This is a genomic window from Marinobacter sp., from assembly GCF_048259445.1.
Taxonomy (GTDB): Bacteria; Pseudomonadota; Gammaproteobacteria; order Pseudomonadales; family Oleiphilaceae; genus Marinobacter.
On sequence record NZ_JBLXHQ010000001.1, the window covers coordinates 13,903 to 28,150 of the forward strand.

At 55.5% G+C, this 14,248-nt stretch carries 13 protein-coding genes and 1 pseudogene; 8 read left to right on the forward strand and 6 right to left on the reverse strand.

Going from position 1 to position 14,248, the window contains the following annotated elements; genetic code table 11:
- Window positions 1-42 precede the first annotated feature (42 nt).
- The 7 genes from paaK to paaZ all read left to right on the forward strand — a co-directional run bounded on the left by paaK (window position 43) and on the right by paaZ (window position 7,442).
- Window positions 43-1,350: a phenylacetate--CoA ligase PaaK gene (gene paaK, locus ACN0RL_RS00065; protein WP_417512598.1), complete on the forward strand. Its 1,308-nt coding sequence runs from the start codon at window positions 43-45 to the stop codon at window positions 1,348-1,350.
- A gap of 276 nt (window positions 1,351-1,626) precedes the next feature.
- Entirely contained in the window at window positions 1,627-2,622 is a 996-nt protein-coding gene (gene paaA, locus ACN0RL_RS00070; protein WP_417512599.1) for a 1,2-phenylacetyl-CoA epoxidase subunit PaaA, read from the forward strand.
- 15 nt (window positions 2,623-2,637) lie between these two features.
- Window positions 2,638-2,919 carry a 1,2-phenylacetyl-CoA epoxidase subunit PaaB gene (gene paaB, locus ACN0RL_RS00075; RefSeq protein WP_303596972.1) on the forward strand — a complete coding sequence of 94 codons (282 nt, stop codon included), beginning with the start codon at window positions 2,638-2,640 and terminating at the stop codon, window positions 2,917-2,919.
- A gap of 11 nt (window positions 2,920-2,930) precedes the next feature.
- Window positions 2,931-3,695 (forward strand): 1,2-phenylacetyl-CoA epoxidase subunit PaaC, encoded by a 765-nt coding sequence (paaC, locus tag ACN0RL_RS00080; protein ID WP_417512600.1) that lies wholly within the window; start codon window positions 2,931-2,933, stop codon window positions 3,693-3,695.
- Between the two features lie 27 nt (window positions 3,696-3,722).
- Entirely contained in the window at window positions 3,723-4,280 is a 558-nt protein-coding gene (gene paaD, locus ACN0RL_RS00085) for a 1,2-phenylacetyl-CoA epoxidase subunit PaaD (RefSeq protein WP_417512601.1), read from the forward strand.
- Window positions 4,281-4,293: 13 nt separating this feature from the next.
- On the forward strand, window positions 4,294-5,370 hold the full coding sequence (gene paaE, locus ACN0RL_RS00090) for a 1,2-phenylacetyl-CoA epoxidase subunit PaaE (protein ID WP_417512602.1): 1,077 nt from the start codon (window positions 4,294-4,296) through the stop codon (window positions 5,368-5,370).
- A gap of 20 nt (window positions 5,371-5,390) precedes the next feature.
- Window positions 5,391-7,442, forward strand: coding sequence for a phenylacetic acid degradation bifunctional protein PaaZ (gene paaZ, locus ACN0RL_RS00095; RefSeq protein ID WP_417512603.1), 2,052 nt, complete (start codon window positions 5,391-5,393; stop codon window positions 7,440-7,442).
- A 90-nt stretch (window positions 7,443-7,532) separates the two neighbouring features.
- On the opposite strand, the gene ACN0RL_RS00100 is transcribed toward paaZ, so the two are convergent.
- From ACN0RL_RS00100 to ACN0RL_RS00125, 6 genes and pseudogenes are all read right to left on the reverse strand, one after another.
- On the reverse strand, window positions 7,533-8,237 hold the full coding sequence (locus ACN0RL_RS00100) for an ABC transporter ATP-binding protein (protein WP_417512897.1): 705 nt from the start codon (window positions 8,235-8,237) through the stop codon (window positions 7,533-7,535).
- A 210-nt stretch (window positions 8,238-8,447) separates the two neighbouring features.
- Window positions 8,448-8,897, reverse strand: a pseudogene (locus tag ACN0RL_RS00105) (hemerythrin domain-containing protein); the annotation flags it as partial.
- A 21-nt stretch (window positions 8,898-8,918) separates the two neighbouring features.
- The gene (locus ACN0RL_RS00110) at window positions 8,919-9,677 is read right to left on the reverse strand and encodes an ABC transporter ATP-binding protein (protein WP_417512604.1); all 759 of its coding nucleotides are present in this window, start codon (window positions 9,675-9,677) and stop codon (window positions 8,919-8,921) included.
- Complete coding sequence (locus ACN0RL_RS00115; protein ID WP_417512605.1) at window positions 9,674-10,681, reverse strand: branched-chain amino acid ABC transporter permease; 1,008 nt, start codon at window positions 10,679-10,681, stop codon at window positions 9,674-9,676. Before ACN0RL_RS00115 ends, ACN0RL_RS00110 begins: the two co-directional genes overlap by 4 nt.
- On the reverse strand, window positions 10,681-11,556 hold the full coding sequence (locus tag ACN0RL_RS00120) for a branched-chain amino acid ABC transporter permease (protein ID WP_417512606.1): 876 nt from the start codon (window positions 11,554-11,556) through the stop codon (window positions 10,681-10,683). The genes ACN0RL_RS00115 and ACN0RL_RS00120 overlap by 1 nt, the downstream gene beginning before the upstream one ends.
- A 78-nt stretch (window positions 11,557-11,634) precedes the next feature.
- Entirely contained in the window at window positions 11,635-12,795 is a 1,161-nt protein-coding gene (locus ACN0RL_RS00125; RefSeq protein WP_417512607.1) for an ABC transporter substrate-binding protein, read from the reverse strand.
- A gap of 468 nt (window positions 12,796-13,263) precedes the next feature.
- Here ACN0RL_RS00125 and paaX point away from each other — a divergent pair, with 468 nt between their 5' ends.
- Window positions 13,264-14,235: a phenylacetic acid degradation operon negative regulatory protein PaaX gene (gene paaX, locus ACN0RL_RS00130; RefSeq protein ID WP_417512608.1), complete on the forward strand. Its 972-nt coding sequence runs from the start codon at window positions 13,264-13,266 to the stop codon at window positions 14,233-14,235.
- Window positions 14,236-14,248 lie beyond the last annotated feature (13 nt).

Sequence of the window (14,248 nt, forward strand, 5' to 3'; positions counted from 1 at the left end):
CGGCCGCAAACCGGGGCGACAAGAACAAGACAGGAAGCAACCATGAATCTACCCATGCATAAACTTGGAAAACTGGACCGAATGGAAACGGCCAGCGTGGACGAACTGCGCCACGAGCAGTTGCAACGTCTTCGCTGGAGCGTTTGGCATGCCTATACCAACGTTCCGCACTATCGCAATGCGTTTGACGCCATTGGCCTGAAGCCGATGGACATCAACAGCCTGGAAGACATCGCCAAAATTCCGTTTACCGGCAAAGACGACCTGCGGGAAAACTACCCGTTCAAGATGTTTGCAGTACCCATGAAAAAGGTTGTCCGGGTACACGCATCCAGCGGCACCACTGGCAAACCCACTGTTGTGGGCTACACCCAGAGCGATATTGAAACCTGGGCCGACATAGTGGCACGTTCCATTCGCGCCGGTGGCGGCAGCGCCGGCGACAAGATTCATGTTGCCTACGGCTACGGCCTGTTCACTGGTGGCCTGGGCGCCCACTATGGTGCCGAGCGTCTGGGCTGCACGGTTATTCCCATGTCGGGCGGCCAGACCGAGAAACAGGTTCAGCTGATCAAGGATTTCGAGCCCGACATCATCATGGTCACGCCCTCCTACATGCTGAACATTGCGGATGAAATTGACCGTCAGGGCATTGATCCCAAGAAGCTGCCGCTGCGCCTTGGCATTTTTGGCGCTGAGCCCTGGACCAACGAAATGCGCACAGAGCTGGAGGATCGCCTCGGCATCCAGGCTCTTGACATCTACGGCCTATCCGAAGTGATGGGGCCGGGCGTGGGCATGGAGTGTCTTGAAACCAAAGATGGCCCGACCATCTGGGAAGATCACTTCTATCCGGAAATCATTAACCCGGATACCGGTGAAGTGCTAGCCGACGGCGAGTACGGCGAACTTGTGTTCACCTCACTTACCAAAGTCGCCATGCCAGTGCTGCGTTACCGCACGCGTGATCTGACTCGCCTGCTGCCGGGCACAGCTCGCCCAATGCGCCGCATCGACAAAATCACCGGCCGCAGTGACGACATGCTGATTATCCGTGGGGTAAACGTATTCCCCACCCAGGTCGAAGAGCAGGTGCTCAAATGTCGCGCTCTGGCGCCTTACTACGAAATCGAGGTGTACAAGAAGGGCAACCTGGATTGCGTGGATGTCCGGGTCGAGCTGAAAGCGGGAGCAGAAGGCGAAGATATCAAAGAGAACACCGCCAAAGAGCTGGCACATCATATCAAGTCCTACATCGGCATCAGCACCAAAATACAGGTACAGGATGCAGGAACCATGAGTCGCTCTGAGGGCAAAGCCAAGCGGGTATTTGATCGCCGCAAGGATTGATACCTTTAGCCGGGGCGACCAGTCACAACGCCCCGGTCATTTATTTTTTCTTCCTGTTTCCAGAAACTCAAAGCAATCATTAATAGAAAGTCGTTAGTTGTTGATTTTTAGATAGTTAGAGGCACAACAAAAGTCGCCTGCGCCGGACATGATACAGAATGCGATTCCTTGATATTTATTCAGTATCATATAGTATGAAGTCATAGCCCGTGACCCGTCACGGTGCGCTTCTGTTTAAAGACAAGAGACCAAACAAGTCGAATTCGGAGAGAATTTATGTACGCACAAATGGTTGATACCGGTACAAAGCGTCTCAAGACCCTGGAAGAGATGTCTCCCGAAGAAAGGGACTTCCAGGAGAAAGTAGATGCAGAAACCAAAATTGAAGCCAAGAACTGGATGCCAGACGGCTATCGCAAAACGCTGATCCGTCAGATTTCCCAGCACGCCCACTCGGAAATTGTCGGCATGCTTCCGGAAGGCAACTGGGTAACTCGCGCACCGACACTCAAGCGCAAGCTGCAGCTGATGGCCAAGATTCAGGACGAAGCGGGCCACGGCCTGTACCTGTACAGCGCCATGGAAACTCTGGGCGCCGATCGCGACGAAGAAATCCAGAAGTTGCACGATGGCAAAGCCAAGTACTCGAGCATCTTCAACTACCCGACGCTGAACTGGGCCGACATGGGTGCAGTGGGCTGGCTGGTTGATGGTGCAGCCATCGTGAATCAGGTGGTTCTGCAGCGTACCTCTTATGGCCCTTACTCCCGCGCCATGGTCCGCATTTGTAAGGAAGAGAGCTTCCACCAGCGTCAGGGTTACCAGATCCTGCTGGACATGATGCGTGAAGGTACCCAGGAGCAGAAGGACATGGTGCAGGACGCCATTAACCGCCTGTGGTGGCCGGCGCTGATGATGTTTGGCCCACACGATGACGAGTCCCCCAACTCCCAGCAGTCCATGGTGTGGAAGATCAAGCGCAAGAGTAACGATGAGCTGCGCCAGATGTTTATTGATCAGACTATTCCACAGCTCGAATTCCTCGGCTGCACCGTGCCTGATCCGGATCTGAAGTGGAACGAAGAGCGTGGCCACTATGATTTCGGCGAAATCAACTGGAAAGAATTCTACGACGTGCTCAAGGGCGATGGCCCTTGCAACCACGAGCGGATTTCCACTCGCCGCAAAGCAATTGATGAGGGTGCCTGGGTACGGGAAGCCGCCGTCGCCTATGCAGCAAAACAAAAACAGCGCGCAGCCAAAGCCGCGTAAACAGGAGAGATAACAATGTCTGAATGGCGCCTTTACGAAGTATTCGTACGCAGCAAGCACGGCCTCAACCACAAGCATGTCGGAAGCGTGCACGCTGCCGACAACGAAATGGCTATGGAAAATGCCCGTGATCTCTATACCCGTCGTAGCGAAGGGGTGAGCATCTGGGTTGTTCCATCCGAGACCATCACAGCCTCTGCTTCAGACGAGAAAGAAGTTCTCTTCGATCCTTCTGAAGACAAAGTTTACCGGCACGCTTCTTTTTATAAGCTGCCTGACGAAGTCGGGCACATGTAAGGAGCAACCCTATGACACAGCAAAATGCTTTACAGGAATATCTGCTTCGCCTGGCCGACTCCGACATAATTCTGGGCCAGCGCCTCAGTGAGTTAACGGGCAAGGCCCCGGCCGTTGAAGAAGAACTGGCAGTGATGAACGTGGCGCTCGACCTGGTGGGCCAGGCCCGCAACTGGTACGAGTACGCTGCAGAACTGATTGATGATGGCCGCGACGCCGACAAACTGGTCTATCTGCGGGATGCCCACGACTATCGCAATCTGCTGATGGTGGAGCAGCCCAACGATGACTACGCCGTCACCATGGCGCGCCAGTTTTTCTTCGATGTGTGGCACTACTTCACATTGAAAAGTCTGGTGGATTCCAGCGATCAGCGTGTGGCCACTATCGCCGCCAAAGCCGTGAAAGAGGCGACTTACCACCTGCGCCGCTCTTCCGAGTGGGTAAAGCGCATGGGCGACGGTACCGAAGAAAGCCACCGTCGCATTCAGGACGCGTTCAACCTGCTGTGGCGTTTTACCGGTGAACTGGTTACGCCGGATGACATCGACCACGCCATGTTCGAGGCGGGTATTGGCCCCGACCCAGAGCAACTGAGGCAGGACTGGTTTGGCATGGTGCGCGAAGTAGCCGCACAGGCCACCCTGACAGTCGGTGAAGAAGATGCCTGGATGTATATGGGCGGCAAGCGTGGTGAGCATACTGAGCACCTGGGTCACATCCTGGCTGTGATGCAGTTTCTGCCTCGCGCCTATCCGGATGCAACCACCTGGTAAGTCTGTTTATTAAGGGGAGCACCTCCGGTGAACGAACACGAACCATCATCTGTAGACGTACTGATTGCCAGCGACCGGGTGCCGGCTAACGCCCGTCCGGAACTGTTGACAGAAGATGCAATCTGGGCACTGCTGGATAAAGTTCTGGACCCGGAAGTGCCTGCCGTCAGCGTTGTAGAGCTGGGCATCGTTCGTGACCTGAGTTGGGACGGCACACACCTGACCATAGATGTAACGCCAACCTACTCGGGTTGTCCGGCAACCGAGCTGATCGAAGAGCTGATCGCCGAAGCCATGCGCGCAGCAGGCATTCGCGACCCGCACATCAATCGCGTGTTAACGCCAGCCTGGACCACAGACTGGATAACCGAGGAAGGCCGGGAAAAACTCCGGGCATTCGGCATAGCACCGCCCAAGGGCAGTGCCAGCAAAATGAGCCTGCTGGGCGCCGAAGAGGTGATTGCCTGCCCCCTGTGCGGCAGCGAGCACACCGAGCGCATCAGCGAATTTGGCTCTACTGCCTGCAAGGCGCTTTATCGCTGCCTTGATTGCCGCGAGCCCTTCGACTACTTCAAATGCATATAGAGCCGATACGATCATGAATAAATTCTACTCACTGGCCCTCAAAGAGGTCAGGCCGGAAACAAGAAACGCCGTATCTCTTAGCTTTGATCTGCCCGAGGATGTGGCAGAAAAATTCAAGTACAAGCAAGGTCAGCACCTGGTCGTGCGGACCAAAGTAGACGGCGAAGAAGTGCGCCGCACCTACTCAATTTGCTCGAGTGTCAACGATCAGGAACTGCGCATTGCCATCAAGCGCGTGCCCGGTGGCGTGTTCTCCAGTTTTGCCAACGAGCAACTGAAACCTGGCTCTACTCTCGACGTCATGCCGCCACAAGGTCACTTTTCTATTGAACTCGACCCGGAGCGCGAAGGTAATTACCTGGCCGTCGCCGCTGGTAGTGGCATCACCCCGATCCTGTCTATCGTGAAAACGACGCTGGAAACCGAGCCGAAGAGTCAGTTCACTTTGTTCTACGGTAACAAGGGCACCAGCAGCACCATGTTCCGCGACCAGCTGCAGGATCTTAAAAACGAATACATGACCCGCTTCAACCTGGTGTACATATTCACCCGGGAAGAGCAGGACATCGACCTGTACAACGGGCGCATTGACGGCGACAAATGCGACAAGCTGTTCGACCACTGGATTGACGCCAAAAATCTGACCGGCGCATTCCTGTGCGGCCCTCAGATGATGACTGAAGTGGTCCGGGAATCACTCGAGCGCCACGGCCTCGATAAGTCGAAAGTTCACTATGAACTCTTTACGCCTGCCGGCGGTGTACCCCAGGCACGTAAAGATCGGGCGGAAACCAAAGTCGATCCGCAAGCGGTCAGCGTTGTGACGGTAAAAGCAGATGGCCGCTCACTGACCTTTGATCTTGTACGCGACACCAAGAGCATCCTTGATGCCGGTAACGCCGAGGGTGCCGATCTGCCTTATTCCTGTAAAGCCGGCGTGTGTTCCACCTGCCGCGCCAAGGTGGTGGAAGGCGAAGTGGAGATGGACCAGAACTTTGCCCTCGAAGACTACGAAGTGGAAGCAGGCTACGTGTTGTCGTGCCAGTGCTACCCGGTCAGCGACAAGGTTGTTCTCGACTACGACGAATAGTAATCCTGGAGTTTTTGTACATGTCAGTTCTCAAGAGTTTTATTGCCGGAGAATGGATTGGCGGGCAGCAAGCAAAAGCGCTGCCCAGCGCCATTAACGGTGAGATCGTTGCACACACCCACGACGATACTCTGGATTTCAAAAAAGCCGTTGAATACGGCCGCAAAGTTGGCGGGAAAAACCTGCTGGCCATGGATTTTCAGGAACGCGCTCTGGCCCTCAAAGCCATGGCGCTGCACCTGCAGGAGCACAAAAAAGAGCTGTATGCTCTCTCGATGCACACCGGTTCCAGCAAAGCGGATAACGGCATTGATATCGACGGCGGGTTTGGCACTCTGTTTTCCTATGCCAGTATGGGCCGCCGCGAGCTGCCGTCAGGCAACGTAGTACACGAAGGTCCGGTAACACCGCTGGGCAAAAACAACCACTTCGCCGGCACCCATATTCTGGTGCCCCGTGGTGGTGTCGCCGTTCATATCGACGCCTATAACTTCCCGGTGTGGGGCATGTTAGAGAAGTTTGCACCCACATTCCTGGCGGGCATGCCGTCTATTGTGAAGCCGGCGACGTCTACCTGCTACGTGACCGAACTGGCTGTGCGTCTGATGCAAGAATCCGGTGCCCTCCCGGAAGGCAGCCTGCAGCTGATCATCGGTAGCACCGGCGATCTGTTCGAACATCTGGAAGAGCAGGATGTGGTGACCTTTACCGGCTCGGCGAAAACCGCCCGCATGCTGCGTAACCACCCGAACATCATCAACCGATCCATTCCGTTCAATGCCGAAGCTGACTCACTGAACAGTGCACTCCTGGCTCCGGATGTAACACCGGAACACGAAGAGTTTGATCTGTTTGTAAGGGAAGTCGGCCGCGAGATGGTCGCCAAAGCCGGTCAGAAATGTACTGCAATCCGCCGGGTGATGGTGCCTCAGGACCAGGTACAGGCCGTATGCGACAAGCTCAAAGAACGGCTATCGAAAATCACCACAGGCGACCCTTCAGTGGAAGGCGTGCGCATGGGTGCCCTGGCCTCTATCGACCAACTGGAAGACGTCAAAGCCAATATCCAGGAACTGCTGAAAACCAGCGAACTGGTTGTGGGCGGCGACGGCAGTTTCAAACCTGTCGGCGAAGGTACGGAGAAAGGCGCGTTCATAGAACCGCACCTGTTGGTTTGCCGTAATCCGGAAAATGGCTGTGGCGCTCATGATATCGAGGCCTTTGGCCCCGTTGCCACGATTATCCCCTACAACACCCTGGACGATGCGATTGACCTCGTTGCCAAAGGCCGTGGCTCGCTGGTAACCACGGTGACCACTCGCGATCCCGTTACTATTGCCAAACTGGCACCGGCGCTGGCTGCCTATCACGGCCGTTTGCACCTGCTGGATGCGGAAGCCGCGAAAGAATCTACCGGCCACGGATCTCCCCTGCCCATGCTGAAGCATGGCGGCCCGGGGCGCGCTGGTGGCGGTGAAGAGCTTGGCGGTATCCGCGCGGTGTATCACTACTTGCAGCGCACGGCTATCCAGGGCTCGCCCACCATGCTCGCGGCCGTTACCGGCGAGTACATTCGTGGGGCGAAGGTTATCGAGAACCAGGTACATCCGTTCCGCTATCACTTCGAGGACCTGCAGATCAGCCAGTCACTGCTGACCCACCGTCGCACGGTAACGGAAGCAGATCTGGTGAATTTTGGTTGTCTGTCGGGCGATCATTTCTACATGCACTTTGATGAAATTGCTGCAAAAAACAGCCAGTTTGGCAAGCGGATTGCGCACGGATACTTTGTGCTGTCTGCAGCTGCGGGCATGTTCGTGGATCCTGGCGAAGGTCCGGTTCTGGCGAACTACGGTCTGGACACGCTGCGCTTTATCGAGCCAGTCGCGCCGGGCGATACCATTCGCGCCCGCCTGACCTGCAAGCGCAAAATTGATCAGGGCCGCACGTCTCCGGATGGCCACCCGCAAGGCGTGGTTGTATGGGATGTTCAGGTCACCAACCAGAACGACGAGCTGGTTGCCAGCTACGACATTCTGACCCTGGTGGCTAAAAAAGGCGGTGCCAATTAAAGAAGGCTCAAAAGTGCCGGAGTAATTCCTCCGGCCATAAAAAAACCGCCAGCAGCTTAAAGCTCTGGCGGTTTTTTTGTACCAGTTACATCACATACCCAGATACGCCTCGCGTACTTTCTCGTTGCTCAACAATTCGCGCCCAGAGCCTTCTATGACCACCCGGCCAGTTTCCAGCACGTATCCCCTGTCAGCAAGCGCAAGCGCCTGAGAAGCGTTCTGTTCCACCAGAAAGATGGTAATGCCTTCGTTTTTGAGCTCTTTAACGATGTTGAAGATCTCTTCAATGATCAGCGGCGCCAGCCCCATGCTGGGCTCGTCCAGCAGCAACAGCCTGGGTTTGGCCATAAGCGCACGGCCCATGGCCAGCATCTGTTGCTGGCCGCCGGACAGTTCACCTGCAAGGTTACGACGCTTCTGGCGCAGTATGGGAAATTTCTCATACATGCGCTCAAGGTCGTCTTCCACTTCCGGGCTGCGCCCACGGGTGTATGCGCCCAGCAGCAAGTTGTCTTCAACGCTCAGATCCTTGAACACCTGCCGGCCCTCAGGTACCTGCACAATCCCGTTGGCGACCCGCTGATCCGCACTTATTTTCAACAGATCCTTGCCTTCAAAGTTGATACTGCCGCTATCGGTCGGTTGCAGGCCAGAGATCGTCATCAGCAGTGTCGACTTGCCGGCACCGTTGGCACCGACCAGAGACACAATTTCGCCACTGTTGATACGGATATCAATGCCATGCAGTGCTTCAATCTGCCCATAGGAAGTCTTCAGGCCCTTGATGGAAAGCATTTCCTCAGTGGCATGCTGTGCGGTCCTTCGCGGCGCATGGTGCAGCCCGAGGCCGCCCAGGCGTTCCGGCGTGTAGCTCACAATCCGGTGGCGTAACTCCCGAAATTCGTCCCGCACCCGCTCACCAAACAGCGGATCGTTGGACTGATCCCGGGATTCAGTGATCAGGTGCCAATCTTCCTCGCTCAGCAGTTTGCGGGCGCGTGGAATGACTACACCCTCTTCTTTCTTGATGTGCTTGCGCAAGGCCTCGGTAAACCGCGCAAGCGCATGGCTGAAGTCTTCCCGGCCATCCGGCCATTGCTCCATGCACACCATTAACAGATGGCGCAACTCATTGATTTTCTGGTCACCAATCACATACCCGTGCGCAAGCTTGTCCAGCAACGGCTTGGTTTCAGGTGACTTTTCTCCTAACACGCGATACAGCACGATTTCTTCGGGCGAACTGTGCACGCGCCGGGCAAAGTGCTGAACGTAATCAAAAATTGTGCTTATCAGCGTTTCATCGGGACGCTGCTCATTGATGTTCATATCGTGCTGAAGCTGATCCAGCAGATCCAGTATGCGCCAGAGCGCCTGATGCTCCTGAACGATGGTGCTTATGGCTTGCTGGCTGTAGCTGTCTTCAGGCGCAACGTTGGTCGGTGTTTGTGCCATTATAGTTATCCCTCGCTCCGTTTAGCCGCCCAGATAGGCTGCGATCACATCCGGGTTTGAACGAATCTGTTCCGGCGTGCCTTCCGCCAGTACGCGCCCGTAGTTAAGCACCAGCAAACGGTCCGAAATACCCATCACCAGCTTCATATCGTGCTCCACCAACATCACCGTAATGCCCTGCTCGGCGATCTTGCGGATCAGATCCTCCAGTGCTGCTGTCTCCACAGCATTCAGGCCCGCCGCCGGCTCATCCAGCAGGACAACCTTAGGCTCTGCGGCCAGCGCCCGGGCAATCTCCAGGCGTTTAAGCGCACCGTAGGACATAGCGGAGGCTTCGGTATCGAGGTATTCGCCACAACCCACAAACTCCATCAGCTCGGCGGCCTTTTCCCTGGCCGCCTTCTCGCCCCGAGTGAGGGCAGGCAGACGAAACAGAGTGGTCAGCAAATTGCTTTTCAGGGTCAGGTGCCGGCCCAGCATCACGTTTTCAATGGCCGTCATGTTCATACAGATCTGCATCTGCTGGAACGTTCGGCACATGCCGCGCTCTGCCAGCTGATTAGGCTGAAGCTTCGCGATGCTCTCGCCGTTCAGCTTCACTTCACCACTGGTGGGCGTGTACAGACCGGTGATCAGGTTGAACAACGTGGTTTTACCAGCACCGTTGGGGCCGATAACCGAATATACCTGGCCGGCATCCACCGAGAAGCTGACGCCTTCAACGGCGTGTACGCCGCCAAATGCCTTGGACAGATTATTGACTTCTACCAGAGCGGTCATGCGTCACCTCCGGCAGACTTTGCACGTCGTTTTGCCAGCAGGTTCGCGGCGGTTGGCAGCAGACCTTTGGGCATGAAAATCATGGTCAGCATCAGGATCAGACCAAACAACACCATTTCTGCCTCCTGAAAATCAGCCAGCAGCTGCGGCAGGAGTTCGAGCACCACAGCCCCGATGATCACCCCGATGGTCGAGCCCATGCCGCCCAGAACCACCATGGTGATCAGCAGAATGGAAAAGTCGAAACTTGCCACAGAGGGTGTAATAAAGCCCTGGAAGTGCCCGTAAAGCGCACCCATAACACTGGCGTATACGGCTGAGATAACAAACACCAGGCTTTTATACTTTGCGGTGTTCACGCCCACCACACTGGCTGCGACTTCCGAGCCATGAACGGAGCGCAAGGCTCGGCCAATAGGCGAATCGATAAGATTCTGGGCCAGCCAGACCGCAGCCAGAAGCACCACACCGGCAAACAGATACCAGGCCAGATCACCGCTGATGTCCATGCCGAACAGGGAATACTGGCCAAAGACGCTGAGCTCCCAACCGAACACATCAAACACAGGCACCGGCATGCCGTCTGGCCCGCCCGTAAGCTGACGCTCGTTGTTCAGGATAATCGCGATAATGAAACCCACTGCGAGGGTTGCCATGGAGAGGTAGTGGCCTTTGAGGCGCAGTATCGGGCGCCCAACAGCCCACGCGATAATCGCCACACCAATGGCACCGACGACCAATGCAGGGATGGCAGACCAGCCATAATTGCTGGTCATGATGGCGCTGAAGTAAGCGCCTATCCCGAAAAATCCCGCATGGCCCAGGCTGATCTGGCCAGCAAAACCCACAAGCAGGTTAAGACCAACTACCGCACCGGCAATCAGTGCGATTTGCGTGGCCAGGCCGTAATGGAACGGGTTGGAAATGAACAGTGGCAGGGCAAACACTACGATAGCCAGTAATACCAGGCCCTTGAGACGGAATTGCGAAAATTGAGCCATCATCACACCCGCTCCACAACTTTGGCGCCAAAGAGGCCCCGGGGCATGAAGAACAGCACCACCAGAATCATCGAGAACGCCACCGCGTCTTTGTAGTCAGACGACAGATAACCCGCAGCCATGGCTTCAACCACGCCAAGAGCCAGGCCACCCACAACGGCACCCAGGCCACTGCCCAGGCCGCCAATGGCCGCTGCCACAAAGCCTTTCAGCCCGAGGATGATGCCAATGTCATAAGAGGTAAAGGTGATCGGCGCCACTACGATACCGGCTATGGAGCCCAGCAACGCAGACACCATGAACGCCAGCATCAGCACAACCTGGGTTTTGATACCCACCAGACGCGCGGCATCCTTGTTCATTGAAGTAGCGAGAATCGCCTTGCCGGTCAGAGTGCGGGTAAAGAAGTACACCAGCACCGCCACGAGAACCGCACCAACACCCAGCACCCAAAGGCTCTGGCTGTTCAGCACAGCTCCAAAAATCTGAATCGGTTCGTCGCTGCTGAAGTTAGGCATTACATTGTATTCTTTGCCCCACACCAGTTGCGCCAGACCGCGAATAAAAATAGACGCGCCGATCGTAATAATAATCAGCGTAACAACGTCCGCATTCTTTGCGGGTGCGATGGCCAGGCGCTGAAGCGCTATACCCAGCACACCTGCCAGAACCACAGCAAGTACAATCGCGAGCAGCATGGGCACACCCATGGCTGTCAAAGATACGGTAGCCATACCGCCAATCATCAGGAATTCACCCTGAGCAAAATTGATGACGTGGCTGGCGTTGTAGATCAGTGTAAAGCCCAATGCGATCAGGGCGTAGGTGGCACCAATGGTGATACCGGTAAACAGGTATTGCAGGAATTCAGAGAACATAATCGGGTCCGCTCGCGCAGCGGCTGGCAGCTACCCTGAAAGGGCAGCCGCCAGCCTGTGGTACGGATGAAAATAGGCTTAGTTAATCAGCTTCCAGCCGCCGTCCTTAACTTCCAGAATGCGGAAGGAGTCAGCGCTCAGACCGTTGTGATCTTCCGGTGACATATTGAAAGTACCGGTCACACCCACGTGGTTCTGAATGTTTTCGAGCGCATCGCGCACGGCTGCTTTGTCTGTGCTGCCAGCTTTCTCGATGGCTTCAACCGCCAGCATCAGGCCGTCATAGGCATAGGCACCAAAGGTCGAAACCTTGGAGTTCCAGCGCGCTTCGTACTCGGCCTTGTAAGCTTCAACTACCGGCTTTTGCGGATCGGACTCCGGAAGAGACTCTGGCACCAGCAAAGGTGACGCAGGCAACCTCAGGCCTTCAGCACTGCTACCGGCCAGCTCCAGGAAACCGTCAGAGGCAACACCGTGGGACTGATAGAACGGAAGCTCAATGCCCAGCTGGGCGTAGTTACGGGTAACGATGGCCGGGCCCTGGCCAAAGCCGAAGTTAAGAATGGTCTGAACGCCTTCGGTGCCGCGAATGTTGGTAAGCTGCGCCGTCATGTCAGTGTCGGAACCGCCGTAGGTTTCGTCAGCAACAATCTCGATTCCGCCCATTGCCTTGGCTGCTGCGAGAGTTTGCTCACGCCCGGAGCTACCAAAACCACCCGTGCCCGAGATCAGGCCAACTTTGGTCAGGCCGCGTGATTTCATATCGTTCAGCACACGCTCTGCCGCCATGCGGTCAGTTTGCGGCGTCTTGAAGACCCACTTTTTAACCGGATCGGTAATAACGATTGCGCCCGCCAGGGAAATGAAGGGAACTCCAGCCTGTTCGACCAGTGGCACAGCCGCCATCGTGGCGCCAGTGGTGCTACCGCCAACAATAATATCGACACGGTCTGACCGGATAAGCCGGCTTGCGAAGTTCAGGGCCTTGGAAGCGTTGCCAGCATCATCGTAGTGAATAAGCTCGAGTTGACGCCCCAGTACGCCACCCTCTTCGTTGATTTTTTCAACGTACATTTCCAGGGTTTTCAGCTCCGGATCACCCAGAAAAGAGGCCGGTCCGGTAACTGCAAGAAAGGATCCAATGCGAATGGGCTCAGCTGCCTGAACGTTCATTGCCAGCAAACCGGCCGCAGCAATAGCTGCAAACTTGCCTGCACGACGCGTAATATTTTTGAACATTTTTGTTGTTCTCCCAAGTGTGGTCAGGGCGTTTTGATTTTATAAGCCCCTGAATTTCCGAAAACAGAACGTTTTTTCTGCAAAAGTTACACTTTTCGTATCACGTGCATCTTCTCAGCGCCCTGTTTTCAGTTTGGCACGGCCGACATTCGTCGAACACAGCCATTATTGGCTATCCGTCACTCCAATAATACGATACCGTTGACGGATATCAATGGAAAATATTGTATCACTAAACCGGTGTCAACTGAGGACTGCGTTCAGGCACACAACTTTTTCGCCAACTAATACCAATGTATTAGCACATAAGTGCCTTTATGACATTCCCGGGAAGCACCCGGCCCACTTCCTCCGGCCGCCGGTTTTTAGATCCGGGCCGTTATTGCCCGCTCTGACTGCAGGCAGCTTTACGCGAGGGCGATATCGAGGATAATGGGCGCCGGAACGCCTTGAAGGAATGAAACAATCATGTCTGCAAAACAACAACTCGAAAGCCTGATCCGGGACTTCCAGAAAAAGCGTCCTTTGCGCGCCGGGTCGTTGATCATAACAACCTATGGCGACATCATTCACCCGCGCGGCGGCAACGTCTGGCTGGGCAGCCTGATGAAACTGCTGACGCCTATGGGAGTAAGCGAACGACTTGTTCGTACATCCGTCTACAGGCTTGTTCAGGATGGCTGGCTGCAAACAGAGAAAGTCGGAAGGTGTAGCTATTATAGTGTTACCGGCGCCGGCCTGAGGCGATTCCAGCAGGCATTTGAACACGTCTACACTCTCGGTACCGACGATTGGAATGGAAGTTGGTGCCTGGTATTTCTCAACCAGCTGGAGCCGGAAACCCGGGCCAAAGTGCGTGAAGAGCTGAAGTGGCTGAGCTTCGGCAGCATGGCAGCCGGTGTAATGGAGCATCCTCGCTTCACTCGCCATGAACTCGTGCCTTTGTTGCAGGAGTGGGGCGCACTGGAAGACACCATCGTGATGCAGACCCAGCCATTGGAGCAGCGAAGCCCGAGAGCTTTGCGCCGGCAGGTCAAAGAAAGCTGGAACCTGGACGAATTGGGCTTTCGCTATAAGCGCTTTCTGGAAAAGTTCCGACCACTCTGGCGAGAACTCAGCACCAACGACAATCTAAGCCCGGAAGACTGTGTTATCGCACGCATTCTCCTGATTCACGAGTATCGCAAAATACTGCTTCGGGACCCTTTGCTGCCAGACGAGCTATTGCCAGGTGACTGGGAAGGACGCAGCGCCAAGCAGCTGTGTCGTAACCTCTACCGGGCGATATACAGCCGCTCTGATGAGCATCTGGCGAGCCTGCTGGAAAATGCATCAGGCCCACTGCCCGGGCCGACACCAGGCTTTTATCGTCGGTTCGGCGGCCTTGTTGAAGAGAACGCGGTCAGTAATGTTGCTGCAGGTGCGGAGGAGTCTGCCTGACTCCTCCGCTTTA